Below are 25924 nucleotides of genomic sequence, written 5' to 3' on the forward strand. Positions count from 1 at the left end.
TTCTGTTTTTGTACTGACCAGTCAGTCTAACCCTGTTGGATGCCGGTGAATTACCGATTCGGCAATCAGCGCACGGCATAGGGAGAATAGGGGTGCCTACCCCGTCCGGCCATCCGGTCACCCCAAGAACCAGTGAGGACCAGTATGGGACACAGTCACCTGCCCGCTCCGGGCACACCCACGCGCGCTGCGCTCGCAGCACGGCGTCGGGCGAACCGCCTGCTGGCGTGGATCCTGGTACCCCTGGGGCTGCTGGCATTCGCCGGCATGGTGGCCCTGTGGCCCAGCGGAGACACCGGCGAGGTCACTGTGGCTGATCCCTATGCAACGGCCGACGGCGTTCGTATTGACACCGGTTCGGTCCAGCGGGTGCTGGAGGAAGACTGCCCTTCGGCAGCAACCCTCACGCAGGCGGGAGCCCAGGCCCCGCAGTGCCAGGTGGCGTATGCGCTGCCCTCATCCGGCGGTGCCGCCGTCCCGGTGGAAGTCCCCCCGGAAATCGCCAAGACCAATGAGATCGAGGCCGGGGACACCATCCGCTACCTCAACCTCGAAGACGTCATGGTGGACAGCGGTGCGCCGCCCTACATCTTTATGGATTTCGTCCGGAGCGTTCCCATCGCGGCCCTGGCCGTGCTGTACGCCGGCGTTGTCATCGCCGTCGCGCGCTGGCGAGGACTGCGCGCCCTCATTGGACTTGGCGGCGCCTATGCCGTGCTGGCCGGGTTCATCCTCCCCGGACTGGTGGAGGGCAAACCGCCGCTGCTGCTGGGACTGGTCGGATCGAGCGTGATCATGATCGGGGTGCTGTATTTCGCCCACGGTTTCAGTGCCAGGACCTCGACGGCGCTGCTCGGCACGCTCTTTGGCCTCGCCATCACCGCCGGGCTGGCAGCGTGGGCCACGGATGCCGCACACCTGGTCGGCGTCGACAATGAGAACGCCTACGCACTGATCAACGCGTCCGACGAACTCTCCATCTCCGGGATCATCCTGTGCGGGCTCATAATCTCCGGACTGGGTGTGCTCAACGACGTGACCATCACCCAGTCCTCGGCGGTCTGGGAAATGTACGAACTCGCTCCCGGTGCCTCTGCCAAACGGCTGTTCGCCGGCGCCATGCGAGTGGGCCGGGACCACATCGCCTCCACGGTGTACACCATCGCCTTCGCCTACGCCGGTGCTGCGCTCCCGGTCCTGATCCTGGTGTCCCTCTACGACCGCACGCTGGCAGAGACCCTTACCAGCGGCGAGCTGGCCGAGGAAGTCATCCGAACACTGGTCGGTTCGATCGGCCTCGTGCTGGCCATCCCGGTGACCACCGCCGTCGCGGTCCTGGTGGTCAAGGCAGTGGGCATCTCCCGTTCCCCGGAAGCCGAAGGGGAAGGGGCCGGGGGAGTGGCCGACGCCGCCGTTTCTGTGGACGGCGACGACGCCGTTGTCTCCGGTGGAGCCCACGACGACGCCGGCACCCGGCGCGGTGCCCGGCGCCTTGCCCGGGCGCAGCGTGCTTCCGGCCGCGGACCCGTTGCTGTCTCCGGACCGGCTGCTGTCCCCGGCCCCGCTGATGTCCCGGGAACCGCAGGTGTCGCCGGACCGGCTACTGAGCTGCCGGCTCGGGAATGACCGGCGGCTCGAAGGTGAAGGTCATGCCGAGCAGCCAGACCAGCAGCAGCACCACCGGCAGGTGAAGAATGAACTGCAGGAACGTGAACCCCACCAGGTCCCGTGCCCGCAGCTTCAGTACGGCGAGCAGGGGCAGCATGAAGAATGGGTTGATCAGGTTCGGCAGGGCCTCGGAGATGTTGTAGATCTGCACGGTCCAGCCCAGGTTCATGTCCACGTCCGTGGCTGACTGCATCACGTACGGTGCTTCCACCAGCCACTTGCCGCCGCCGGAGGGAACGAAGATCCCCAGGATCACTGTGTAGACCGCAATGACCACGGCAAAGGCGCCGCCGGAGCCGACGTCGGTGAAGAAACCGGCCAGGTGCTCGGAGAGAGTCAGGCCGCCGGCGCCCTCGGCCTCGGTGAGGATGGCGGCCATTGACGCGTAGAGCGGGAACTGCACCAGGATTCCAGCCGTGGCGGGAACAGCTTTGGTGACTGCCTGGAGGAAGTTGCGCGGTGTGCGGTGCAGCACGAGGCCGAGCACCAGGAAAACCAGCAGATAGGCGTTCAGGCTGGAAATGACACTCAGGAATGGCTTGGTAGCGAAGGAAGATACCACCCATCCGGCCGTCAGCAGACCAATCAGCGCAGGAAGGATCGCGGAGTACTCCAGCCACTCCCCGGGGCGCTGCCGCTTCGACGCAGGTTCGGGCTGGTCATTGAGGTCAATGCCCAGATCCTCGGCTGTTCGGATGGCACTGCCGCGGGGAGCAGAGAAGTGGGCGATCACCGTAGTCAGTGCGATCAAAAGAACGCAGGTCAGCATCGACTGCCAGGTGAAGATGGTCTTGCCGAAGTCGAGGACTCCAGTGATTTGCAGCAGTGCCGGCGGAAGGGAGGCGGCCGTGGCCTGGAGCTGGGCGGCAGAGGAAGACAGGCCAAGTGCCCAGACGGCGCCCAGGCCCATAAACGCTGCGGCGCCGAGCGCACGGTAGTCGACGTGCAGGTCCCTGCGGCGCGCGATGGCCCTGGCCAGGAGTCCGCCGAAGACGATGCTGAGTCCCCAGTTCAGTACGGAGACTGACATGGAGAGGAACGCTACGAAGCTCACGGCGGTGGCAGGCGCCTGGGGTATCCGGGCGAGCCAGGCGATCAGCCGCGCCACCGGGGGAGATGTGGCCACGACATAGCCGGTCAGGACCACCATGGACATCTGCAGCGTAAACGCGGTCAGGTCCCAGAAACCGTCTCCGAACGAATCCACCACCGCCTGCGGCGAGGAACCGTTCAGCAGTGCTGCCAGCCCAATAAGCACCACACCGCCGAGCGCGAAGATGTAGGCGTCGGGAAACCACTTTTCCGTCCAGCGGGCCAGTGCCTGGGCAACCCTGGCGAGCCCTTTCTCGGAACCGGCAGACCGCTCTGTGGCCGTTGGCATGGTGAGACTCCATCTTCTCGGTGCTTCCCGGCTGCGGCGTTGAAGCCGGGAGGCCTGCCAGTCCCGGAGGGGCCGGCAGGCCTCCTGCACCGTAGAAAGGGCTCCGGCGGACAGTCAATACCCCGGCCCCGAACCCGGGCCGGGAACCCGGAAACGGTCGTGCCGGCGTCGTGCATTATTGGCGCGTGATTGGCCGTGATTGGCCGCGATTGGCCGCATGCGGGACGCAGCGTTGCTGAATGCGGCGTTCGGGGGTGCGGTGTTCCTGGACCCAGCGATCCTGCGTTTTGGGACAAATCGTCCACGAAGGGACAATCCTGCCGCGGAGGGACAATCCTGCCGCCGCGCCGCGCAGGAAAGTCTCCAAGCGGCAGGAAAGTCCCAAAACGGAGGAATACGGCTCCCTGAGGTGTCCCGATACGGCGGGAAAGTCCCAAAGTGCAGGAAAACCCCTTCCCCCGGCTGCCCCTAACGCAGGAATGTCCCGAAACGGAGCAACCGGGCACCGGAGCAACCGGGGACCGGGGCAAACGGACATTCAGGCAAGGCTGGGCTCCGGATAGGCGGGGCACCGGAGTAAGCGGACAGCAGACCGGCAGGGCCCCGGGCCGGCCGGGCTCCAAACGGACAGGCACCCTGCCAGGCGGGCCGCCAAAGCCGGGACGCAAGGCGCTGGACCAGGCCGGAATCCGCTCCGACCCGGGACCAACCCTGCGCTCGGCACCAACAGCCTGCGGCAAAGGTCAGCAGGATTTGCACCCGCTTGCGAGAATAGGAAGGTGAGCGTTGCAACGACTAAGACCAGGCTTGAACTGCCGCCGCTGAAACTCGGCCGGCTGACCGTTGATACGCCGGTGATCCTGGCGCCGATGGCGGGGATCACCAACAAGGCGTTCCGACGGCTGTGCCGTGAGTACGGCGGCGGGCTCTACGTGACCGAAATGGTTACTTCGCGTGCCCTGGTGGAGCGCTCGCCGGAATCGATGCGAATCATCGAGCACGACGATGACGAGTCCATCCGCTCCGTCCAGCTCTACGGCGTTGACCCGGTTACCGTTGGTGCCGCCATCCGGATCCTGGTGGAGGAAGACCGTGCCGACCACATTGACCTGAACTTCGGCTGCCCCGTTCCCAAGGTCACCCGTAAGGGCGGCGGCTCGGCCCTGCCCTGGAAGCTGGACCTGTTCACTGCGATTGTCCAGACCGCCGTCCGGGAGGCGTCCAAGGGCGGCGTCCCGCTGACGATCAAGATGCGCAAGGGCATTGACGAGGACCACCTCACGTTCCGTGAAGCCGGAAAGATTGCCCGGGATGCAGGAGTTGCCGCAGTCACGCTGCACGGCCGCACCGCCTCACAGTTCTACTCCGGCAAGGCCGACTGGAACGCCATCGCCGAACTGCGCGAATCCCTCCCGGACGTACCCGTGCTGGGCAACGGTGACATCTGGTCCGCTGAGGACGCCATCGCGATGGTGGAGCAGACCGGTGTTGACGGCGTCGTCATCGGCCGCGGCTGCCAGGGCCGCCCCTGGCTCTTCGCCGACCTGCAGGCTGCCTTCGAAGGAAGCGCTGAACGGCACCGCCCGGGCCTGAAGGAAGTCGCAGACAGCGTCTACCGCCACGCCGAACTGCTGGTGGAGACCTTCGGTGACGAAGTGATTGCCCTTCGGGACATCCGCAAGCACATGGCCTGGTACTTCAAGGGCTACGTCGTGGGGGGAGAGCTGCGGGCTAAGCTGGCCACTGTGCCTTCCCTTGAAGTCCTGCGGGGGCTCCTGGCGGAGCTTGATCCCACGGCACCCTACCCGGGTGCGGATGCCGAAGGCCCCCGCGGCCGGGCCGGCACACCCAAGAAGACAGCCCTGCCGGAAGGCTGGCTGGACGGCCGGGAGCTCAACCCCGCCCAGAAAGCCATCATTGCGGCAGCCGAACTCGACGTATCAGGTGGCTAAGAACCAATGACCCTCCCGCAGGTTTTCCGTACCGCCGGCTACACCGATGTCGACCTGGCGCGCTGGGTGACCGAGCCGGCCAAGAGCACGCACCGGACCCAGTTTGGCCGTGACCGTGCCCGGGTACTGCACTCCTCGGCGCTCCGGCGGCTGGGAGCCAAGACCCAGGTGGTGGCACCGGACACGGACGACTTTGTCCGCACCCGGCTGACCCACAGCCTGGAGGTAGCCCAGGTGGGCCGCGAGCTCGGCAACGCCCTGGGCTGCGATCCGGACGTCGTGGACGCCGCCTGCCTTTCCCACGACCTGGGGCACCCGCCTTTTGGCCACAACGGTGAAACTGCACTGAACGACATTGCCCACGCGATCGGCGGGTTTGAGGGCAATGCCCAGACCCTGCGCCTGCTCACGCGCCTGGAACCCAAGATCATTGCGCCGGACGGCTCCCCGGCAGGGTTGAACCTGACCCGTGCCAGCCTGGACGCATCCTGCAAGTACCCGTGGTCCGCCGTCGACGCCCCGCTGGTGAATGGGCACCGCACCACCAAGTTCGGCGTCTATGAGGATGACCTGCCGGTGTTCACCTGGCTCCGCGACGGGGCCCCTCCCGGGCGTTCCTGCCTCGAAGCCCAGGTCATGGACCTGGCGGATGACATTTCTTACTCCGTCCACGACGTCGAGGACGCAATTGTTGCCGGGCACGTCCAGCTCAAGTGGCTGGACAATCCCGACCAGCGCGCACGCGTGATCGGCTATACCCAGCAGTGGTACGTACCCACCGCAGGGACTGCTGCCGTTGACGCTGCACTGGCCCGGCTGGAAGCCGAAGCGGTCTGGGTGCGCGAAGCCGACGGCAGCCGCCGCGCGATGGCGGCGCTGAAGGACATGACCAGCCAGCTGATCGGCCGGTTCTGCTCCAGTGCACTGAACGCCACACGGGACATCTATGGTCCGGATCCGCTGACCCGGTACAACGCGGAGATGGTGGTCCCGGAGGAAACGCAGCTGGAGATCGCCGTGATGAAGGGCCTTGCCACCACTTTTGTGATGACCACGGACCAGCGGCAGCCGCTGTACGAACGCCAGCGCGAGGTCCTCACCAACCTGGTTGCCCAGCTCTCCGCCACCGGCGACCGGCACCTGGAACCAATGTTCGCTGCGGACTGGCGGGAAGCGCCCGACGACGGCGCGCGGCTGCGCGTGGTCATCGACCAGGTCGCGTCCCTCACAGACGGTTCTGCCCTGGCCCTGCACGAACGCCTGGTTGGGCCGGTTCCCGCGCTCTGGTAGCCGGTCCGGTTTGGTGCCGGGGAATAAGGTAGAACCATGGCCGGCCTGATTAAACGCGAAGACATTGATGAAGTACGTTCCCGCACCGACATCAAGGCGGTAGTGGACGGGTATGTCACGCTGAAGTCCGCCGGCATTGGTTCCTTCAAGGGGCTGTGCCCCTTCCACGACGAGCGCTCACCGTCCTTCCACGTCCGGCCGCAGGTCGGCACGTACCACTGCTTCGGCTGCGGGGAGAGCGGCGACGTCATCTCCTTCGTGCAGAAGATGGACCACGGAACGTTCTCGGAAACCGTGGAGAAGCTCGCCGCCCGCCTCGGCTACGAACTGCACTACGAAGACGGCGGCACCGGCCCGCGCCGCGAAGACGTCGGCAAGCGGCAGCGGCTGCTTGATGCGCACAAGGTTGCGGCGGAGTTCTTCCGCGAACAGCTGGTAACCCCCGGCGCCGCTGCTGCCCGCGGTTTCCTGGCTGAACGCGGTTTCGACCCCGCCGCAGCCGAACACTTCGGCGTCGGATACGCGCCGCAGGGCTGGGACTCGCTGCTGAAGCACCTCACCGGCCGCGGCTTCACCCGGGATGAGCTGGCCCAGACAGGCATGTTCTCCACCGGGCAGGACGCCTCCAGGTTCTATGACCGGTTCCGCGGCAGGCTCATTTGGCCTATCCGCGACCTCACCGGCGCCGTCATCGGCTTCGGTGCCCGGAAGCTCTACGAGGATGATCAGGGCCCCAAGTACCTGAACACCCCGGAGACTCCGCTCTACAAGAAGTCGCAGGTGCTCTACGGCATCGACCTCGCGAAGCGCTCGATTGCGAAGGACCGCCAGCTTGTGGTGGTGGAGGGCTATACCGACGTGATGGCCTGCCACCTCGCCGGGATTACCACCGCCGTCGCCACCTGCGGTACGGCTTTCGGCACCGACCACATCAAGATCGCCCGCCGGCTGCTCTCCGATGACGGCACCGGGGGAGAGGTCATCTTTACCTTCGACGGCGACGCCGCCGGCCAGAAGGCAGCGCTCCGTGCGTTTGAGGAAGACCAGCGCTTCAACGCGCAGACCTTTGTGGCCGTGGACCCCAACGGCATGGACCCGTGTGACATCCGGCAGCAGAAGGGCGACGCCGCCGTGGCGGAACTGATTCGTTCCCGCCGCCCGCTCTTTGAGTTCGCGATCCGCTCCACCCTGGCCAAGTTCGACCTCAACACCGTCGAAGGCCGGATCTCCGCCCTGCGGGCAGCCGCTCCCGTAGTCGCTGAAATCCGCGATTCGGCGATGCGTCCGGCATACGCCCGTGAACTTGCGGGCTGGTTGGGCAGCGAAGTGGACGACGTCCTGCGGGCAGTCAATGCCGCCGCCAAGCGGCAGCGGGAATCCCGCGACCCCAACAGCCAGCACAATCAGCACAACCAGCGCTCCCAGCACGGCGGCCAGGAGACCGCGCGGGACCGCAGCACCCACACGCCTCCGGCTGAAGATCCGGCGCACCAGGCTTTCACCCGGCCAGACCCCAACGATCCGGCCGCACGCATGGAACGCCAGGCCCTGGAAGTTGTCCTGCAGCAGCCCGGGCTCCTGGACGCCGGCCAGTGGGAACGGTTCAAGGCCGCCCGGTTCACCGTTCCGGCCTACGTTGCCGTCCATAACGCCGTCCGTGCAGCCGGGGATGTACCCGGTTCAGCTGCTGCCTGGGTGGAACAGGTCCGCCAGGAGCTGCCGGACGCACTGCGCGGGTTCGTGAGCGAACTTGCCGTGACACCCATCCCTGCACGGGACGCTGATGCACTGGCGCTTTACTGCCGTGACATCCTCAACCGGCTGTTCGAACTGCAGGTCACGCACCTGAAGGCAGAGAAACTGGGACAGCTGCAGCGGCTTGATCCAAACGCGGATCCGGCCCTGTTCCAGCAGCTGAACCGTGAGCTGATGGAGCTGGAAATGCAGCGCCGGGCCCTGCGCGAGATGCAGTGAAGTCCGGATTTCGTTTCTAGGCGCTTCGTCTGTAAAGTAATAGTCGCGCTTTCCCCCGTAGCTCAATTGGCAGAGCATTCGACTGTTAATCGAAGGGTTACTGGTTCGAGTCCAGTCGGGGGAGCAAATGGGCTCCTGACCTGCACAAACAGGTCAGGAGCCTTCTTCCTGCTTCGATGTCCGGGGCGGGAGGCAGGGCAGGCGGTCGGTGACAGCCTCCGGTTCCTGTAGACTGATGTCGCCGCTTTCCCCCGTAGCTCAATTGGCAGAGCATTCGACTGTTAATCGAAGGGTTACTGGTTCGAGTCCAGTCGGGGGAGCAACTGCCAAAGGCCTGTAACAGGAACACTGTTACGGGCCTTTGCCGCGTCCGGGACCATTCACTGCCCGTGGAACGCGGAGCCGCGCCGCCGAGACCGCATGGTTTGCGGATCTCCCCGTGATCGTGGCTACACTGGGGGTCTGCCGCTGCAAAGGGCACTGGAACCACAACTGTCCGGTGCTGCAGGCGCCAGGGGCGTACCTATCCTGATGCCCATACCGGAGCCCTACTGCTCTGTTACGTTTCGCGCACGTGAGGCCGCTGATCCAGCAGGCTACGCAGACGCGGTTCCTCTCTGTTCCTACATCAGGAGTACAACCATGACCTCTACCGTTGCATCAGCAGCCATCAGCCAGCAGGAGATTTACGCGGCCCACGAAGGCGGAAAGCTGTCGGTGGAAACGAAGCAGCCGCTGGATTCGATTCGCGCGCTCTCGATCGCCTACACGCCCGGAGTCGCAGAGGTGAGCCGCGGAATCGCCGCAGATCCTTCTTTGGCGCAGACCCACACCTGGGCATCCCGTCTGGTGGCTGTGGTCAGTGACGGCACCGCCGTGCTGGGCCTGGGAAACATTGGCCCAGCGGCATCGCTGCCGGTCATGGAAGGCAAATCCGCGCTCTTCAAGACCTTCGCCGGGCTGAACTCAATTCCGCTGGTCCTTCAAACCACGGACGTCGACGAGATCATTGAAACCCTGGTGCGGCTGCGGCCCAGCTTCGGTGCCGTGAATTTGGAGGACATCTCCGCTCCGCGCTGCTTTGAACTCGAACGCCGGCTCATCGAAGCACTGGACTGCCCGGTGATGCACGATGACCAGCACGGTACGGCGATCGTGGTGCTGGCAGCCCTCACCAATGCCGCCCGGGTCATCAAGAGGGACATGTCAGGGCTGCGTGTGGTGGTAAGCGGTGCCGGTGCCGCCGGCGTCGCCTGCGCGAACATCCTCCTCGAAGCCGGAGTGAAGGACGTCATTGTGCTTGATTCCCGCGGAATCCTCTCCGAGTCAAGGGCGCTGGACGGTGCCAAAGGAGAACTGGCCGGACGGACCAACCCCCGGAACCTCGACGGCGGTCCGGCAGAGGCACTGGCAGGCGCAGACGTCTTCATCGGCGTTTCCTCCGGTACCGTGCCGGAGGACATCCTGGCCACTATGGCCCCTGACGCCGTCATCTTCGCGCTCTCCAACCCGGATCCGGAAGTCCATCCCGATGTTGCTTCCCGCTACGCCGCAGTAGTTGCCACCGGGCGCAGCGATTTCCCGAACCAGATCAACAATGTACTGGCGTTCCCCGGTGTATTCCGCGGGGCACTGGACAGCGGTGCCCGCCGGATCACATCGGCCATGAAGGTCGCAGCTGCGCAGGCCATCGCTGACCTGGTGGGGGATGATCTCAGCGCTGCACACATCGTGCCCAGTCCGCTCGATCCGCGCGTTGCGCCGGCCGTCGCGGCAGCCGTGGCATCGGCAGCGGAGTAAGTCCTCCGGAACCCACTCGCGGCGCGTCCCCGGACCTGAATCCGGGGACGCGCCGTCGTTGTGCCTGCCCGCGGTTCGGGTGCCCGGCGTTGCGCGTTGGCTGCGGAACGCTGAATACTCCCTGTGCAGTTCCCACCAACTCAAAGCATGCTTAGTGTTGGAGTAGGCTTTATTGGTTATTTCCCAGTACTAGGAAAGCCGAGGAATCGATGGGCGCCAGTCAGACAGGCCCTAGCCGGGGAAGTGCCGGGAATGTTGCGCATCCGGCCAAGGTCATTGCCGTTACCGTTGCCGCTGCCGTAGGCGGTCTGCTCTTCGGTTTTGATACGGCCGTGATCAACGGTGCCGTTGACGCGATCGGCGGCGAGTTTTCGCTTAGTGCGGGTGTCCTTGGATTCACCGTAGCCATCACGCTGCTCGGCTGCGCGATCGGTGCCTGGTTTGCCGGACAGCTGGCAGACCGGCTGGGACGCAAAACCGTCATGGTGACGGCTGCTGTCCTGTTCGCGGCCAACTCCATCGGTTCCGCCTGGGCATTCAGCGTGTGGGACCTGATGCTGTGGCGGCTAATTGGCGGCCTGGCCATCGGTACCGCGTCAGTTATTGCGCCGGGATACATCGCCGAAGTGGCGCCGGCGAAATGGCGCGGCGCGCTTGGATCGGTGCAGCAGCTGGCGATCACCCTGGGTATCTTCGCGGCGCTCCTTTCGGATGCCTGGCTGGCAAACACCGCCGGAAGCGCGTTCAACGAGCTGTGGTGGGGCATGGCCGCCTGGCGCTGGATGCTCCTGGTAGGGGTGTTCCCGGCAATCGTGTACGGTGTCCTGGCCCTGACAATTCCTGAGTCTCCGCAGTACCTGGTGCGAAAAAACCGGGACGAAGACGCCGCCCGGGTGCTGCGTGACATAACCGGTGTGCAGGACACGGACCGGAAGATCCGCGAAATCCGGGACAGCTTCGAGAACGAGGAAAGGGCAACCTACTCCGACCTGCGCGGGACCATGCTCGGGCTCAAACCCATCCTCTGGGTCGGCATGGCGATTGCCGCCCTGCAGCAGCTGGTGGGCATCAACGCGATCTTCTACTACTCCACTACGTTGTGGCAGTCGGTTGGCTTCAGCGAGTCGGACTCATTTACGACGTCGGTCATCACGTCCGTGGTGAACGTACTGATGACCATCGTCGCCATCGCGTTCGTCGACCGGGTGGGCCGGCGGAAACTGCTTATGACCGGCTCGATCGGCATGTTTGTCGGTTTGCTGGCAGCCACAGTCTCCTTCTTCCAGGCTGACAGCAGCAGCGGTGAAGTCGTCCTGCCGCAGCCCTGGGGTGCCATCGCCCTGATCGGCGCCAACCTGTTCGTGGTCTTCTTTGCAGCAACCTGGGGACCGGTCATGTGGGTGACGCTGGGAGAGATCTTCCCGAACAACATCCGTTCCCTGGCCCTCGGGCTCAGCACCATGGTCAACTGGATCTTCAATTTCATCGTGACGCTCTCCTTCCCCTGGGTCAGCGAGAACTTCGGCCTGTGGATCATGTACGCAATCTTCACGATCTTCGCCGTGGTCTCGTTCTGGTTCGTGAAGACCAAGCTTCCCGAGCTCTCGGGACGTGAGCTTGAGGAGAACAGGGACCATCTGTGACTGGTGGTGCTGGGGCGATGCGCGCAACTGATAGTGAAACCTGAGGAGAATGGTAATTTTGGGTAATGGCAACGGCGAACAGTAACGAGCAGACGGAGGCAGGGCCGATGAACAGCTCCGCAAGCACCAGGACCCAGCGGGCTAATGGAAGCTCCTCCCTCGTGGGCCTCTCCAAGGTGATGGCGAGGCTGCTGCCCCGCCAGGTCAGCGACGAACTGTCCCTGGCCCTGGCGGAGATGAAGCAGAAGGGCATCAAGGCAGGCGTCGCAGCGGCGTTCCTCGTCGTCGCGCTTCTTTTCCTTGCCGCACTGGGTGTTGCACTCATCGCCGCGGCCATCCTGGGCCTTGCCACAGTGATGCCCGCGTGGCTCGCTGCCCTGCTGGTCGCCGCTCTCTTCCTGGTGATCGCTGCAGTTGCTGCCCTTGTTGGCGTAAACCGCTTCAAGAAGACCATGCCGCTGCTCCCCGAAGACGCGCTCCGGGGAATCCGCTATGACCTCGGCGTCCTCAAGGAAGGCCGGAGCTTCGATCCGTCCACCCTTGATGCGCCCAGGAAGCCGAAGGAAAAGCCGGAAGAAGGCAAGCAGGAGAAGGCTGAGGATGCCGTGCAGAAGCCGACGCCCGAGGAGCTTCGCATCCGGCTGCGCCAGCGCCGCGAACACATGGCCGCGGTCCGGGACGGACTCGGCGAGAAGGCAGACGTCAAGAAGCAGATGCAGGACCTCAAGGCCCGCCGTGCGGCGGACCGGAAGAACGGGAGCTCTGCGGCAGGAGCCCAGGGCGAAGGCCTGGCCGATGAGGTCGGTGCCATGTTCCGTGAACGCAAGCAGCCTTTGGCGGTCCTGGGGGCCTCCCTGCTGGCCATGGGGATCCTGCTGCGCAGGCTGGCGCGAAAATAGCGATTTGTTGAGGAAGGCAGAAGGAGAATACCTGTGATCAGGCTCATCGGCGCCGGGACACGACCGGGCCGGGGAGAGCGGGTTCTTGATACTTTCTGGACGATCCCCAACCTGATCACCATCCTGAGGTTCTTTGGCGTACCGCTATTCGTCTGGCTGATCGTCCAGGACAACTACGGCGCAGCGTTCATCACGCTGGTGATCGTGGGTTCCACCGACTGGGTTGACGGTTACCTGGCGCGCCGGCTGGACCAGGTATCGGCAGCCGGGAAATGGCTGGACCCCGTGGCTGACCGGCTGGCGCTGATCATCGTTGCCACGGTGTTCGTAGTGGACCGGATCGCTCCGGGCTGGTTCATCCTTGCAATCGTCATCCCGGACATCATCCTGATTATTAATTCCCTGGTCCTGTTCTGCGGCAGCCCCAACCTGCCGGTCAGCAACATAGGCAAGATCCGGACGGCACTGCTGCTGGTCGGAGCCCCGATGCTGCTGCTCCAGAAGGTCCCCGGCTTTGACTATGACTGGCTGGCAGTGGCCGGCAATACTGTCCTGATACTTGGCTGCATTGGCCATCTGGCAGCGTTCGTTGGTTATATGCAGGCGTCCTGGCGGAAGTACAGGAACCGGCAGGTACCGGCAGCCAAGGACGCATATGGTGCGTAAACCAGAATTCCGGAAGTCACCGGCGTGACCGGCATAGCGATTGCCTGCGCGCTGGCCAGTGCCGTGTTCCTCGCGTTCGGGGCGCAGCGGCAGGGGAGTGCCGTCAGCGCGGACACCGGCGGCCTGAGCCTCAACAGTGCTGGGCTCGGCCGGCTGCTGCGCAACCCGCGGTGGCTCTTCGGCCTCCTTCTGCTGGGCGTGGGGACTGGCCTGAACGTCGCGGCGCTGGCGATGGCACCGCTGACGGTGGTTCAGCCCATCGGATCCCTGGCACTGGTTATCACCACGATCGTGAACTCCCGGGATCAGGGCCTAAGGCTGAACCGCGTGACAGTGGTTTCAATCGTGGCCTGCGTTTTGGGCAGCATGCTCTTTGTGCTCCTGGCAGTGGGTGCCACCCGGTCCGAACCGGTGGTGGAAGCGCGGCAGGAAATCGTCATCGTCCTGATCCTCGCCGTCGTGGTGGCCTTCTTCGGCATGCTCAACCTGGTCTTCGGCAAGCGGCTCGGAGCAATCGCCCACATTCTCGGGGCAGGCATCCTCTTCGGTTTCGTTGCCGTCCTGACCAAGACCATTGCCGCGGACCTCTTGGACCCCAACGGCAGGTTTCTCCTGAACGTGCCCTGGTACACGATCGTCGGTATTGCCGTGGCCGGCGGGCTGGGCGCCTGGTTCGTGCAGAGTGCCTATTCGAGCGGGCCCCCGGACCTTGTCATAGCGGGACTGACGGTGATCGATCCGATGGTGGGGATCGCCATTGGGATTGGTGTGCTGAACGAACTTCGCCCCGATGTCCCCGCCGTGCTCGGCGTCGCGATGGGTGTCTGCGCGGTCATTGCTATTGTTGGGGTGGTCGCTTTGTCCCGCTATCACCCGGACGTCATTAAGCGCCGGGCAATGAACAAGCGAAGGCAGAAGCCCGTGTCCACCCGGGCCACGCCTACGAACAAGCCCTGACACCGCCTGACCCGACCGCTGCAACTTCAATAGAGGACTTCATTCGTGACCGAGGAACCGGCAGATAAACCGCTGACCATCCTGATCGCCTGCGACACTTACCCGCCCCACCTCAACGGTGCTGCCCAGTTCGGATTCCGGCTGGCCCAGGGCATGCACGGACGCGGCCACAACGTGCACGTCCTTGCGCCGAGCCCCGAAAGCGGACCGAGCCATTCCGAGACAGACGGCCTCTGGACCGTCCACCGGCTCCGTTCGCACGGAGTGCCCACCCACGAGTACTGGAGGATCTGCCTTCCGTGGGAAATCAAGAAGCATATTTCAATGCTTCTGGACCGGGTCCAGCCCGACGTCGTACACATCCAGTGCCACTACATGGTGGGGGAGTACACCCTTTACGAAGCCCGCAAACGCGGCATCCGGGTGGTTGCAACCAACCACTTCATGCCGGAAAATCTTGATCCTTTCCTGCCGTTCCCGAAGTGGTTCAAGCGGATCGTGGCCCGGAACTCCTGGCGGGACATGGGCAAGGTCATGGGCCAGGCGGCAGTCGTTACCACGCCCACGCCCCTGGCAGCCAAGGCGATGGTCGAGTACGCCCGCCTGCCGGACGTCATGCCGCTGTCCAACGGAATCGACGCTTCAACCTACGAGCCGCGGCCGGGCGAGTCGATCGACCGTCCGGACCACCCCACGGTGCTCTTCGTGGGCCGTCTGGCGGAGGAAAAGCACGTTGACGTGCTGATCGACGCCGTCGCCAAGACCCCGCCGGAGCTGAACGTCCACGCCGAGATTGTTGGCGGCGGCGAGGTGAAGTCGGCACTGATCGCACAGGCCAAGCGACTCGGCATCGAGGACCGCGTTGCCTTCCGCGGACTGGTCAGCGACGAGGAGCTGCGGCAGGCCTACCTTCGGGCAGACATTTTCTGCATGCCCGGAACTGCCGAACTGCAGTCACTGGTGACCCTCGAGGCGATGTCCGCCTCCACGCCTGTGCTCCTTGCGGATGCCATGGCGCTTCCGCACCTGGTGGAGCAGGGCGAAAACGGCTACCTCTTTGAACCAGGCAACAGCACCGAGGTGTCCAAGCGGATCACCGAAATCCTGGAGCTTTCAGAAGACGAGCGGGCGAAGATGGGCCGGCACAGCCGTGCCATGGTCGATTCCCACAGCCTCGAGAGCACCCTTGCCACCTTCGAAAAGCTCTACCGCGCCGAAGGCATCTAGCGGAGCGGCGAGTGCAACCCCGGACGGCGAACGATTCGGCGCCTGGGGCTGCTGCCGATTAGGATGGCACTACTGCCCGTCAGGAACGGTGCAGTACACGGGGCTGTAGCTCAGCCGGTCAGAGCAGCGGACTCATAATCCGTGGGTCGTGGGTTCAAGCCCCACCAGCCCTACCCGTGAAGGCAGCCGCCGTTTCTTCCCAGGCAGAACGGCTGCACTGCACCCAAACACCCCGGTCCTCGGACCGGGGTGTTTTTCTTTGCCAAGGTCTGCCCGGCCCAGGGGATTGTGCCCGATGTTACTGGCGGGTAACATAGGGGTCAGCCGGCTTCCCGGCCCGGATCACACTGGATCAGCGAAGGACATTCCATGGCAACTATCGACGTCGATAACCTCCCCTACGCGGACGGCGACTTCTACGCATTCGAGGACCTGCTCAGCGACAAGGAGCGCGACCGCCTTCACGAGGTCCGGTCCTGGCTGACAACAGAGGTGAAGCCCTACGCCAACGACTGGTGGAATGCCGGCACCTTCCCGATGCACATGATTCCCAAGCTGGCGGAACTCGACGTTGTGTCACCGGTCTACCGCCAGGGTTACTCCAACCTCTTTGCGGGACTGTGCCACGCTGAGTTCACCCGCGCGGACACCTCCTTCGCAACCTTCATGGGTGTGCATGACGGACTCTTCACCGGCTCCATCGAAGCGCTGGCATCCGAGGAGCAGAAAGAAGCCTGGCTTCCGGACATCTATGCGCTCAAGAAGATCGGCGCATTTGGACTCACCGAGCCGCTGGGCGGTTCCGACGTCGCAGGCGGAACGCGCACCACCGCGCGCCGCGAAGGTTCGAACTGGATCCTGAACGGCGCCAAGCGCTGGATCGGCAACGCCACCTTCTCGGACTGGGTTGTCATCTACGCCCGCGACGAAGCGGACAACCAGGTCAAGGGTTTCCTGGTGGACACGAAGACCGAGGGGTACACCGCCACCAAGATCGAAAACAAAATCGCCCTGCGCACCGTCCAGAACGCCGACATCGTGCTGGATAACGTGGTTGTCAGCGACGATTTCCACCTCAAGGGCGCCAATAGCTTCCGCGACACGAACAAGGTCCTCAAAGTCACCCGCCTGGCTGTCGCCTGGCAGGCCGTGGGCCAGCAGATGGCTGCCTTCGACGTTGCCCGCCGCTACGCGGTTGAGCGTGAGCAGTTCGGCAAGCCGCTTGCCTCCTTCCAGCTGGTCCAGGAACAGCTTGTGCAGATCCTGGGCAACACCGTCAGCTCCATGGGCATGATGGTGCGGCTGGCCCAGCTTGAAGACGAGGGCCGGGCCAAGGATGAGCAGTCAGCTCTGGCGAAGGCTTTCACTACAGCACGGATGCGTGAGTCCGTGGCGCTGGGCCGCAGCATCCTGGGCGGCAACGGAATTGTCACCGACTATGGAATGGCCAAGATCTTCGCAGACGCCGAAGCCATCTACTCCTATGAAGGAACCTACGAGATCAATACGCTTGTGACTGGCCGCGCCATTACCGGCGTCGCCGCCTTCGTATAGCAGGCGCGGGCTTGAAGGACCGGCGCCGAGCGGCAGCAGTACGCTCGGCCGCCGGTCCATCACGAAGCGCAGTGGATCAACGTACTCCCCGTCCAGCCGCACTCCCCAATGCAGGCAGCTGCCGGGGCAGTGCGGTTTGTTGTTTTCCGGGCCGCCGGCCTGCCGCGTTTCCAGCTCGCCGATGACCTGCCCGGGCTCCACCCGGTCCCCAACAGCAGCGGAACCCGAAACCGGTTCGAAGCTGCTCAGCAGGCCCCCGCCGTGATCGACCGTGAGGACTCCCCGGTCCACCACCCGGCCGCTAAACCGGACCGTCCCTGCGGCCGGGGACAGGACCGCATTTCCGGGGCCGGCTGCGAGATCCACTCCGCGGTGCCCGGCCAGCCAGCGCTGGGCAGGCTTATCGAACCGGCGGACAACCTGCGGTTCGGGGTCCAGCGGCCACTGCCAGGACAGGGCAGATGCGGCGCTTGCGGAAGTCTTGCCCGTGCCCGGCGGCCACAATGCTGCGCAGGCGGCAAAGACTGCGGCGGCCAGTACCAGAACACAGGCAGCCAGCCGGGCCGCCGGCCCGCCGGAACCAGGCAGCGGACGGGAAACCGGAGAAACACTCATGCCGGCAGTCCACCCGCCGGGACGCGGCTGGAGGGGCGGGGGACCGCCCGAAGTGGACACACGTTCCCGGGGCGCGGAGGTATCGGCTGCTGTGGAGGAGGAGCGGCCGGAAGGGCTCCGCCGCTGTAGTACACTTGACGAAGCAGTTTGCTGCGCGCTGATCCTCCCTGCCCAACCGGGAAAGTTCCCTCCTGCCGCCACTGGCGCCGGAGAACCGCCCGGAAAGTCAGGATGGGAGCAGGAAGACGCGCCTCAGGCTGACTACGCGTGCTCCAATTATCCGCGTTTTCCGCAAGGGAAAAGCGGGTGTGTTCCTGCGGTCCGGTCAACACCGGAAAGGTACACACGCCAACTGCCTGTTCCGGGCAGGAGGCTGATGGGCACCAGGAGCAGCACCCGCCGGGTGCTTCTATTAACCGTCAATAGGCAGCTTTCTTCGCGTGCGCCAAGCGCCGCATGCTGCCGGAAGGAGTGACGACATGCCCGTCGTTACCATGCGCCAGCTGCTCGACAGCGGCGTTCACTTTGGTCACCAGACCCGTCGTTGGAACCCGAAGATGAAGCGCTTCATCTTCACCGAGCGCAACGGCATCTACATCATCGACCTCCAGCAGTCGCTGTCCTACATCGACCGTGCATACGAGTTCGTCAAGGCCACCGTCGCCCACGGCGGCACCGTGCTCTTCGTCGGCACCAAGAAGCAGGCGCAGGAAGCCATCGCAGAGCAGGCCACCCGTGTTGGCCAGCCCTACGTCAACCAGCGCTGGCTCGGCGGCATGCTGACCAACTTCCAGACTGTTGCCAAGCGCATCCAGCGCATGAAGGAACTCGAAGAAATCAACTTCGACGATGTTGCTTCCTCCGGTCACACCAAGAAGGAGCTCCTGCTCCTCAAGCGTGAACTGACCAAGCTGGAATCCAACCTGGGCGGTATCCGCAACCTGACCAAGGCTCCGTCCGTGGTCTGGATCGTGGACACCCAGAAGGAACACCTCGCAGTTGACGAGGCCAAGAAGCTGAACATCCCCGTTGTTGCCATCCTGGACAGCAACTGCGATCCGGACGATGTCGACTTCCCGATCCCGGGCAACGACGACGCCATCCGCTCCGTCAACCTGCTGACCCGCGTTATCGCCGACGCCGTTGCCGAGGGCCTCATCGCCCGCCACAACAAGTCCGGCAACACCGAAGCCCCGGCTGAGCCGCTGGCTGAGTGGGAGCGCGAACTGCTCGAAGGCGCAGCTGCTCCGGCCGCTGAAGCCGCTGCTGAGGCTCCGGCCGCTGAGGCTGCTCCGGAGGCTCCCGCCGCCGAAGCTCCCGCTGAAGAAGCAAAGTAATTCGATTTTCACTGTGATGGCAGCTGCTTTCCAGCAGCTGCCATTGCGGGACCTTCGCCTATGCGGCGGGCCGGAACCCCGGCCCGCCGCATAGCCGGAACTGCACCAATACTTTTATTACGGGAGGACTGGAGTCCAAATGGCGAACTACACCGCTGCTGATATCAAGGCTCTGCGCGAGCGCACCGGCGCCGGCATGATGGATGTGAAGAAGGCTCTCGACGAGGCTAACGGCGATGCCGACAAGGCCATGGAGCTCATCCGCATCAAGGGCCTGAAGGGTGCTACCAAGCGCGAAGGCCGTTCCACCGCTGAAGGCCTGGTTGCTGCCAAGGTCATCGACGGAACCGTTGGCGTGATGGTCGAACTGAACTGCGAGACTGACTTCGTTGCCAAGTCCGCCAAGTTCATCGAACTCGCCGACCGCGTTCTGGCTGCAGCCATCGAGTCCGCTGCCGCTGACGCCGAGACCCTCCTGGCCTACGAAGTGGACGGCAAGCCGCTGTCCGAGGTTGTTGTCGAAGAAGGCGCAATCCTGGGCGAGAAGGTTGTTGTCCGCCGCGTTGCACGCGTCGAGGGCAAGACCGTTGACGCTTACCTGCACAAGACCTCCAAGGATCTGCCTGCACAGGTTGGCGTGCTCTTCGCCGTTGACGGCGAAGGCGACGCAGCTTTCACCGCAGCCCACGACATCGCAGTCCACACTGCGGCATATGCTCCGACCTACCTGACCCGGGACGAAGTTCCCTCGGACATCGTCGAGAACGAGCGCCGCATTGCTGACGAGACCGCACGCGCCGAGGGCAAGCCCGAAGCTGCACTGCCGAAGATCGTCGAAGGCCGCCTGACCGGCTTCTTCAAGGAGATCGTGCTGCTGGACCAGCCGTTCGCCAAGGACGCCAAGAAGACCGTAGGCGCTGTTCTGGAAGAAGCCGGCGTCAAGCCGACCGCCTTCGCCCGGTTCCGCGTCGGAGCCTAAGGCACCGAAAATACGCGAACGCACAGCGGACGCGAAATGATGGCATAGAGGGGGTGGCCACCGAAAGGTGGCCACCCCTTTTGCCTGTCCAAATCCCCTTATTACTCTTGAAACAGCTGACAAGTTCACGCACCAGCATTGCCCCGGGAGGCATCATGGACCACGCCCTGACAGAAACCGACACTCCGCGCCGCCGCGTCCTGCTAAAGCTCTCCGGCGAGGTGTTCGGGGGAGGGAAACTGGGTGTTGATCCGGAAACGGTCCGCTCCGTGGCAAAGCAGATCGCCGCGACCGTAGGTGAGGTAGAGACCGCCATCGTGGTCGGCGGAGGCAACTTCTTCCGCGGTGCAGAACTCTCCCAAAGCGGCATGGACCGCTCACGGGCCGACTACATGGGCATGCTTGGCACGGTCATGAACTGCCTGGCGCTGCAGGACTTCCTGGAACAGGCAGGCGTGGAGACGCGGGTGCAGAGCGCGATCACCATGGGCCAGGTCGCTGAAGCCTATATTCCCCGCCGCGCGATCCGCCACCTGGAAAAGGGCCGCGTAGTCATCTTCGGCGCCGGGGCAGGCCTGCCGTACTTCTCCACGGACACAGTGGCCGCCCAGCGCGCACTGGAAGTCCACGCCGACGAGGTCCTGATGGCCAAGTCAGGCGTAGACGGGGTCTACACGGCAGATCCGAACAAGGACCCCAATGCGCAGCGCCTTGAAACCCTCACGTATGACGACGCGCTGCGCCAGGACATCCGCGTCATGGACCAGACGGCTATGACCATGTGCAAGGACAACAACCTCTCCATGGTGGTCTTCGGCATGGAAGGTGAAGGCAACGTGACCCGGGCCATCCGCGGCGAAAAGATCGGCACCGTAGTTTCAAACTGACACTCCTTCCCGGAGCGGCTTCCGCCCGGTCGCCGTGCGGCATCGCCGCAGGTGCCGCCGCGGGAGCCGCGCGGGTTAGGATGGTAGAAGAGTCCAAACCACGCCGCTGCCCGGTATGTACTGCAAGATTTACTGCAAGTATTTCCGGCACTGGCCTTTTCCCTGCAATGAGGAGACACCGTGATCGAAGAGACCTTGAAAGAGGCAGCCGACAAGATGGACAAGGCTGTGGAGGTTGCCAAGGAGGACTTCTCGACAATCCGCACCGGCCGCGCCAATCCCGCACTCTTCTCCAGAGTCCTGGTCGATTACTACGGTTCCCCTACCCAGCTGCAGCAGCTGGCCTCCTTCGCGACGCCGGATGCACGCACCCTGCTGATCACCCCGTACGACGTCACCGCGCTTCGTGCGATCGAGCGTGCACTTAGCGACTCGGAAGTTGGTGCCAACCCCTCCAACGACGGCAAGGTCATCCGCGTCATCATGCCGGAACTGACTCAGGACCGCCGCAAGGAATACGTGAAGATTGTCCGCGGCAAGGGCGAAGACGCCAAGGTCTCCGTACGCAACATCCGCCGCAAGGCGAAGGATGCCCTGGACCGCCTGGTCAAGGACGGGGAGATCGGCGAAGACGACGGCAACCGGGCCGAGAAGGACCTGGACGCCCTGACCAAGGCTCACACCGACTCGATCGATGAGCTGCTCAAGCGCAAGGAAGCCGAGCTGCTCGAGGTCTGATGAACCAATCCCAGCCTTCTACCCAGGCTGGCGGAAAACCGTCTCCTGAGGCAGACCCGGCAGCGAAGGGCACGGACATGGACGGTCCCGCCAGCCGCAGGGCCCGCAGCTCAGCTGCCCGCACGCGGAAAGCAGCCAAGGAGCGCAAACCCTCGAAAGCCGGGCGGAACCTGCCCGCAGCCATCGCCGTCGGCGTAGTGCTGCTCGGGGCGCTGCTCGTGGGCCTGTTGTTCAGCCCGGTTGCCATTGCCGTGATCGCTGCGGCTTTTTCCGCCGTCGGCGTCTGGGAAGTCTCCCGTGCGCTGGAGGTCCGCGGGATCAAGGTTCCGCATGTGCCGGTCCTGGTGGGAGCGGTAGCCATACCGCTGGCGGCCTATTTTGGCGGTACCGAAGCACTGGCCTTCGCGCTTGCCGGAACCGGAATCGCGGTGCTGCTGTGGCGGAGCATTGATACGGCCCAGGACGCGCTGCGGAGCATCCTCGCCGGTGTATTTGTGCTGCTGTGGATTCCGTTCCTGCTCAGCTTCGCGCTGCTGCTGCTGCGCGAACCGGAGGGCCAGATCCGCGTGGCTGTCCTGCTGCTGCTGGTAGTGGCCAATGATACGTTCGGCTACCTGGTGGGCGCGTTCCTCGGCAAGCACCCCATGGCGCCGAAGATCAGTCCCAAGAAATCATGGGAAGGTTTTGGCGGTTCAGCCGCCGGCGCCACCGTGGTCGGCATCCTGGCATCGGTCCTGTTCCTGGACCAGCCGTGGTGGTTTGGCCTGGTGCTTGCTGTCGCAACAGTCGCGGCTGCAACAGCCGGTGATTTCTCCGAATCGATGATCAAACGCGAGCTCGGCGTGAAGGACATGTCCAATCTGCTGCCCGGACACGGCGGCGCGATGGACCGGCTGGATTCGGTGGTCTTTGCCTCACCCGTGGTATTCCTGCTGTCCGTGCTGCTGGTCCCGGGCTCAATGTAAGGTTCCCCGGGGAGTCCTGCCCAGGTCTCGGCCGGCGAACACGTAAGATATTTTCGACGGTCCCGCATCCCGTGGCGGAAGAAGACTTGACACCAAAGGATTAGTTGAACATGAACGATGCGAGGCAGGCGAGTGCCCCCTTTGAGCGTGTGGGCCGAAGAGAATACGGCTATAACGTCCGCCAGGTCGACGACTTCCTGACCAAGGCCCGGAACTACTACAACTCAGAGACACCGGGAGCAAAGGTCATCACCAGCCGCCACGTCCGTTCAATGGCGTTCGATCCGGCCAAGGGAGGCTACGAGGCTCAGGCCGTCGACGCCGCCCTGGACCGCCTCGAAGACGTCTTCGCCCAGCGTGAGCGCGACCGCCTCATCCAGGAGAAGGGCGAGGAAGCCTGGCTCCTGCAGATCGGCCGGACCTCCGCCGTGCTGCGCGCCCGGCTGCACCGCAAGCCGGGGGAGCGGTTCCGCCGCCCCACCAAAAAGCGCGCGCACAGCTACAACGTTCGCGACGTCGATGCGCTCTGCAACGAACTGCTTGGCTACTTCGAGCACGACCGCCCGCTTTCCGTTGATGTGGTCCGCAGGGCAGTCTTCCGCGAAGCCAAGGGCGACGCCGGCTACGAGGAAACGCAGGTGGATGCCTTCCTGGACCGCGTCGTCGAGCTTATGGCCGCCATCGACTAACTCTCTTTTCATCGAGAGGCCAGTTACGGCTCTTACCAGCGCTGGTAGGAGCCCTAACTGGCCTCTCGGCGTTAGGTCAGGGGCGCAGAATGCGTTCCGGGGTATGCAGCCGGGCCAGGAAACGTGCGGTTCCGGCTGGAATGGTCCCCGGCCCGCGAAGGGATACAAGGACGGTGACGGCGAAGGCCGCCGGGACCGTCCACGCAGCCGGCTGCTCAAGCCACACGGGAACCGCTCCGCCGGACACTGACAACACACCTCCGGCCACAATCGCGCCGCCGCACAGCACCGCACCGGTCAGCATCCCGGCAACCGCTCCGGCAGCGGTCAGCCGCCGCCACCAGATCCCCATCAGCAGCAGCGGGCACAAAGTTGATGCAGTAAACGCGAAGACCATTCCCACGCTGCCGGCCAGCGCCTGGGTGTTGGTCAGCAGGGCCAGGCCCAGCGGAACCGCACCGGCCAGCAGGGTAGCTGTTCGGAAACCACGGATGCTGCCCCGGAAGAACTCCTGGCTGATCACACCGGCCAGGGACACGATCAGTCCGCTGGAGGTGGACAGGAACGCAGCGAAGGCCCCGGCAGTGACGAAGGCCGCCAGCAGGTCTCCGAGCGCGCCGTCGAACACCTGCGCAGGCAGCAGAAGCACCGTTGCGTCCGCGTTGCCATCCCCGGCCAGGTCAGGCAGGTAGGTGCGGCCCAGGATGCCGTACAGCGTGGGGAACACGTAGAAAACGGACAGCAGCCCCAGCACGATCAGCGTGGTGCGCCGGGCGGACACGCCGTCGGGATTCGTGTAGAAGCGCACCAGGACGTGCGGCAGCCCCAGCGTTCCGCACAGCAGGGCAATACTGAGTGAAACATTGCGGTAGACCGAGTCGGCGACTGCCGTGTCGGTCCCGAAGTCGAAAGCGGCGCCTGAACTGGTCCATGACACGCCGTCTGCGCCGAGCCGGAAGAGGATAAAGAGGACCGGAACGGCCAGCGCCACCAGCTTGAGCCAGTACTGGAATGCCTGCACGAACGTAATGGAGCGCATCCCGCCGCTGAGCACGCTCAGGCAGACGATCACGACGACGGCGGCGGACCCCGCCCAGCCCGGCAGCCCGGTGGTCAGGCCCACCGTCAGTGCTGCCCCGTGCAGCTGAGGCACAATGTAGAGCCATCCCACGGCGACCACCAGGAGGGACGTGACCCGGCGCGCGGGCAGTGAGTCGAGGCGCGCACGGGCGAAGTCGGGAACGGTGTACGCGCCGGAGCGCCGCAGCGGTGCTGCAACGAACAACAGCAGCATCAGGTAGCCGGCGGTGTAGCCGATCGGGAACCAGAGTGCGTCCACGCCGGAGACCAGCACCAGCCCGGCAACCCCGAGGAAACTGGCTGCGGATAGGTACTCACCGCCGATCGCGGATGCATTCCACCACGGCTTGACCGTCCGGGAAGCAACGTAGAAATCGCCGGTCGTCCGGGAGATCCGCAGGCCGTACGCGCCGATCAGCAGTGTTGCCAAGGTGACTGCGGCCAGCGCTGTGTAGCCCACGCCGGGGCTGACTTCCCATGTCACCTGGCGCTACCCTTCATCCAGGAGGTCCTGGAAACGTTTCTCGTTCCGGTTGGCACTGCGCACGTAGAGCGCGCCGCTGATGATCACCAGCGGATACACCCCAAACCCCAGCAGCACCCAGGGGACAGGAATGCCCAGCAGTTCCAAGGCCCCTATCTCCGGAAACAGGGCCAGCACCAGGGGGACGCCCAGCAGGATTAGCCCGAAACCGCCCGCCACTACCAGTGCCAGCCGCAGCTGTGAGCGGATCAGGGAGGAGAGGAAAACCTCGCCGACCTCGGACTGCTCATCCAGTTCCCGCGCGACGGGAAACGCCGGGGGGACAGCTCCGGGACGCGGGGGAGCAGTGACCCGGACCCGCTGCGGGCGGTTCTCGCCGCTCATGCCGAAGGCCGGACCCGGCCCGAAGCCAGCGTGCTGCGGACCGTGGGCAGATGCCGGCGGCTCACCGGAAGTTCGTCGGAGCCTATGCGGATACTCGCCCTGCCTGCGTTGAGCCGCACCTGGGTGATCTGGCTGCGGGCCACCAGATAGGAACGGTGGATCCGCAGGAACCCGGCGTCCGCCCACTGGGCTTCAAGCTCGGCCAGCGGAATTCGGACCAGGTAACTGGTCTCTTCGGTGTGGAGGCGGGCATAGTCGCCCTGTGCCTGCACATAGCGGATATCCTCCCGGCGGATCATCCGGGTGGTGGCACCCTGCACCACGGTAACGACGTCGCCGTCCTCGGCGCTCTCTGTTCCGGAGCCTGCCAGCGCCTCGCTGATCCGGCGCACCGATTCAGTGAGGCGTTCAGTACGGACCGGTTTGAGCAGGTAATCAAGTGCTGCCAGATCGAAGGCATCAAGGGCATGGTCCTCGTCGGCGGTGACGAAAACAACGGCGGGAGCCCGCTCCTTGCGGGCCAGCGCCCTGGCGATGTCCAGTCCGGACAGGGCGGGCATGTGGATGTCCAGGAACACGGCGTCGACGTCGGCCGTCTCGATGGCGTGCAGTGCCTGGGCGCCGCTGGAAGCACGCAGGACCGTGCCGATGCGCGAATCCCGGCCCAGCAGGAAAGCCAGCTCGTCGACGGCGGGAGCTTCATCGTCGGCGACCACCACGGTCAGCTGCTTTGCGGATTTGGGCATGTGATCCAG

At 64.5% G+C, this 25924-nt stretch carries 21 protein-coding genes, 3 tRNA genes and 1 pseudogene; 20 read left to right on the plus strand and 5 right to left on the minus strand.

All coding sequences use genetic code 11. The features are described from left to right. The first annotated feature begins 144 nt into the window (after positions 1-144). Positions 145-1626, plus strand: a complete 1482-nt coding sequence (locus AO716_RS07945; RefSeq protein WP_082413432.1) for a YibE/F family protein — start codon at positions 145-147, stop codon at positions 1624-1626. On the opposite strand, the gene AO716_RS07950 is transcribed toward AO716_RS07945, so the two are convergent. After that, positions 1601-3049, minus strand: a complete 1449-nt coding sequence (locus AO716_RS07950; RefSeq protein WP_055240392.1) for a short-chain fatty acid transporter — start codon at positions 3047-3049, stop codon at positions 1601-1603. The two genes, AO716_RS07945 and AO716_RS07950, sit on opposite strands and share 26 nt — an antisense overlap. A 779-nt stretch (positions 3050-3828) precedes the next feature. On the opposite strand from AO716_RS07950, the gene dusB reads away from it, so the two are divergent. The 13 genes from dusB to AO716_RS08015 all read left to right on the plus strand — a co-directional run bounded on the left by dusB (position 3829) and on the right by AO716_RS08015 (position 17011). Beyond that, positions 3829-5001, plus strand: a complete 1173-nt coding sequence (gene dusB / locus AO716_RS07955) for a tRNA dihydrouridine synthase DusB (RefSeq protein ID WP_055240393.1) — start codon at positions 3829-3831, stop codon at positions 4999-5001. 6 nt (positions 5002-5007) lie between these two features. Further along, a complete protein-coding gene (locus AO716_RS07960; RefSeq protein WP_055240394.1) occupies positions 5008-6291 on the plus strand; it encodes a deoxyguanosinetriphosphate triphosphohydrolase in 1284 nt (427 codons plus the stop codon). Positions 6292-6327: 36 nt separating this feature from the next. Next, positions 6328-8265 (plus strand): DNA primase, encoded by a 1938-nt coding sequence (gene dnaG, locus AO716_RS07965; protein ID WP_055240395.1) that lies wholly within the window; start codon positions 6328-6330, stop codon positions 8263-8265. Positions 8266-8316: 51 nt separating this feature from the next. Then, positions 8317-8389, plus strand: a tRNA-Asn gene (locus tag AO716_RS07970). Between the two features lie 123 nt (positions 8390-8512). Continuing rightward, a tRNA-Asn gene (locus tag AO716_RS07975) sits at positions 8513-8585 on the plus strand. 322 nt (positions 8586-8907) lie between these two features. Next, entirely contained in the window at positions 8908-10065 is a 1158-nt protein-coding gene (locus AO716_RS07980; protein WP_055240396.1) for an NADP-dependent malic enzyme, read from the plus strand. Between the two features lie 209 nt (positions 10066-10274). Further along, positions 10275-11708, plus strand: a complete 1434-nt coding sequence (locus tag AO716_RS07985; protein ID WP_055240397.1) for a sugar porter family MFS transporter — start codon at positions 10275-10277, stop codon at positions 11706-11708. Positions 11709-11815: 107 nt separating this feature from the next. After that, the gene (locus AO716_RS07990; protein WP_082413433.1) at positions 11816-12607 is read left to right on the plus strand and encodes a phage holin family protein; all 792 of its coding nucleotides are present in this window, start codon (positions 11816-11818) and stop codon (positions 12605-12607) included. 33 nt (positions 12608-12640) lie between these two features. Beyond that, on the plus strand, positions 12641-13273 hold the full coding sequence (locus AO716_RS07995; protein ID WP_152969912.1) for a CDP-alcohol phosphatidyltransferase family protein: 633 nt from the start codon (positions 12641-12643) through the stop codon (positions 13271-13273). A 24-nt stretch (positions 13274-13297) separates the two neighbouring features. Continuing rightward, positions 13298-14230: a DMT family transporter gene (locus AO716_RS08000; RefSeq protein ID WP_055240399.1), complete on the plus strand. Its 933-nt coding sequence runs from the start codon at positions 13298-13300 to the stop codon at positions 14228-14230. 45 nt (positions 14231-14275) lie between these two features. Continuing rightward, positions 14276-15457 (plus strand): glycosyltransferase, encoded by a 1182-nt coding sequence (locus AO716_RS08005; RefSeq protein WP_055240400.1) that lies wholly within the window; start codon positions 14276-14278, stop codon positions 15455-15457. Positions 15458-15556: 99 nt separating this feature from the next. Next, a tRNA-Ile gene (locus AO716_RS08010) sits at positions 15557-15630 on the plus strand. 196 nt (positions 15631-15826) lie between these two features. Next, complete coding sequence (locus tag AO716_RS08015) at positions 15827-17011, plus strand: acyl-CoA dehydrogenase family protein (RefSeq protein WP_055240401.1); 1185 nt, start codon at positions 15827-15829, stop codon at positions 17009-17011. Positions 17012-17095: 84 nt separating this feature from the next. On the opposite strand, the pseudogene AO716_RS17025 reads toward AO716_RS08015, so the two are convergent. Next, positions 17096-17626: pseudogene (locus tag AO716_RS17025) on the minus strand (M23 family metallopeptidase); the annotation flags it as partial. 479 nt (positions 17627-18105) lie between these two features. Between AO716_RS17025 and rpsB the strand changes: the two are divergent. The 6 genes from rpsB (at position 18106) to AO716_RS08045 (ending at position 23221) form a co-directional block, all read left to right on the plus strand. Then, positions 18106-18963: a 30S ribosomal protein S2 gene (gene rpsB / locus AO716_RS08020; protein WP_055240402.1), complete on the plus strand. Its 858-nt coding sequence runs from the start codon at positions 18106-18108 to the stop codon at positions 18961-18963. A 139-nt stretch (positions 18964-19102) separates the two neighbouring features. Next, a complete protein-coding gene (gene tsf, locus AO716_RS08025; protein WP_055240403.1) occupies positions 19103-19942 on the plus strand; it encodes a translation elongation factor Ts in 840 nt (279 codons plus the stop codon). Between the two features lie 155 nt (positions 19943-20097). Continuing rightward, complete coding sequence (gene pyrH, locus AO716_RS08030) at positions 20098-20829, plus strand: UMP kinase (RefSeq protein ID WP_055240404.1); 732 nt, start codon at positions 20098-20100, stop codon at positions 20827-20829. 180 nt (positions 20830-21009) lie between these two features. Further along, positions 21010-21567: a ribosome recycling factor gene (gene frr / locus AO716_RS08035; RefSeq protein ID WP_055240405.1), complete on the plus strand. Its 558-nt coding sequence runs from the start codon at positions 21010-21012 to the stop codon at positions 21565-21567. Further along, positions 21567-22532 carry a phosphatidate cytidylyltransferase gene (locus tag AO716_RS08040; RefSeq protein ID WP_200907609.1) on the plus strand — a complete coding sequence of 322 codons (966 nt, stop codon included), beginning with the start codon at positions 21567-21569 and terminating at the stop codon, positions 22530-22532. Before frr ends, AO716_RS08040 begins: the two co-directional genes overlap by 1 nt. A gap of 110 nt (positions 22533-22642) precedes the next feature. Continuing rightward, positions 22643-23221 (plus strand): DivIVA domain-containing protein, encoded by a 579-nt coding sequence (locus AO716_RS08045; RefSeq protein WP_200907610.1) that lies wholly within the window; start codon positions 22643-22645, stop codon positions 23219-23221. Between the two features lie 76 nt (positions 23222-23297). Here AO716_RS08045 and AO716_RS08050 read toward each other — a convergent pair whose 3' ends face one another. The 3 genes from AO716_RS08050 to AO716_RS08060 are packed head-to-tail and all read right to left on the minus strand — an operon-like array spanning position 23298 to position 25915. Beyond that, positions 23298-24785 (minus strand): cation acetate symporter, encoded by a 1488-nt coding sequence (locus AO716_RS08050; RefSeq protein ID WP_055240407.1) that lies wholly within the window; start codon positions 24783-24785, stop codon positions 23298-23300. Positions 24786-24791: 6 nt separating this feature from the next. Continuing rightward, positions 24792-25169, minus strand: a complete 378-nt coding sequence (locus AO716_RS08055) for a hypothetical protein (RefSeq protein WP_055240408.1) — start codon at positions 25167-25169, stop codon at positions 24792-24794. Beyond that, positions 25166-25915, minus strand: a complete 750-nt coding sequence (locus tag AO716_RS08060) for a LytR/AlgR family response regulator transcription factor (protein WP_055240409.1) — start codon at positions 25913-25915, stop codon at positions 25166-25168. The genes AO716_RS08055 and AO716_RS08060 overlap by 4 nt, the downstream gene beginning before the upstream one ends. Positions 25916-25924 lie beyond the last annotated feature (9 nt).

This window comes from Arthrobacter sp. Edens01 (assembly GCF_001307035.1).
Classification (GTDB): Bacteria; Actinomycetota; Actinomycetes; order Actinomycetales; family Micrococcaceae; genus Arthrobacter_B.

Coding starts and splice junctions, on each gene's coding strand:
- rpsB (WP_055240402.1), top strand. CDS start 18,106: ATGCCCGTCGTTACCATGCGCCAGCTGCTCGACAGCGGCGTTCACTTT.
- tsf (WP_055240403.1), top strand. CDS start 19,103: ATGGCGAACTACACCGCTGCTGATATCAAGGCTCTGCGCGAGCGCACC.
- pyrH (WP_055240404.1), top strand. CDS start 20,098: ATGGACCACGCCCTGACAGAAACCGACACTCCGCGCCGCCGCGTCCTG.
- AO716_RS08055 (WP_055240408.1), bottom strand. CDS start 25,169: ATGAGCGGCGAGAACCGCCCGCAGCGGGTCCGGGTCACTGCTCCCCCG.
- AO716_RS07950 (WP_055240392.1), bottom strand. CDS start 3,049: ATGCCAACGGCCACAGAGCGGTCTGCCGGTTCCGAGAAAGGGCTCGCC.
- AO716_RS07990 (WP_082413433.1), top strand. CDS start 11,816: ATGAACAGCTCCGCAAGCACCAGGACCCAGCGGGCTAATGGAAGCTCC.
- AO716_RS08040 (WP_200907609.1), top strand. CDS start 21,567: ATGAACCAATCCCAGCCTTCTACCCAGGCTGGCGGAAAACCGTCTCCT.
- dnaG (WP_055240395.1), top strand. CDS start 6,328: ATGGCCGGCCTGATTAAACGCGAAGACATTGATGAAGTACGTTCCCGC.
- AO716_RS07985 (WP_055240397.1), top strand. CDS start 10,275: ATGGGCGCCAGTCAGACAGGCCCTAGCCGGGGAAGTGCCGGGAATGTT.
- AO716_RS08045 (WP_200907610.1), top strand. CDS start 22,643: ATGAACGATGCGAGGCAGGCGAGTGCCCCCTTTGAGCGTGTGGGCCGA.
- AO716_RS07945 (WP_082413432.1), top strand. CDS start 145: ATGGGACACAGTCACCTGCCCGCTCCGGGCACACCCACGCGCGCTGCG.
- AO716_RS08060 (WP_055240409.1), bottom strand. CDS start 25,915: ATGCCCAAATCCGCAAAGCAGCTGACCGTGGTGGTCGCCGACGATGAA.
- AO716_RS07960 (WP_055240394.1), top strand. CDS start 5,008: ATGACCCTCCCGCAGGTTTTCCGTACCGCCGGCTACACCGATGTCGAC.
- AO716_RS08015 (WP_055240401.1), top strand. CDS start 15,827: ATGGCAACTATCGACGTCGATAACCTCCCCTACGCGGACGGCGACTTC.
- AO716_RS07980 (WP_055240396.1), top strand. CDS start 8,908: ATGACCTCTACCGTTGCATCAGCAGCCATCAGCCAGCAGGAGATTTAC.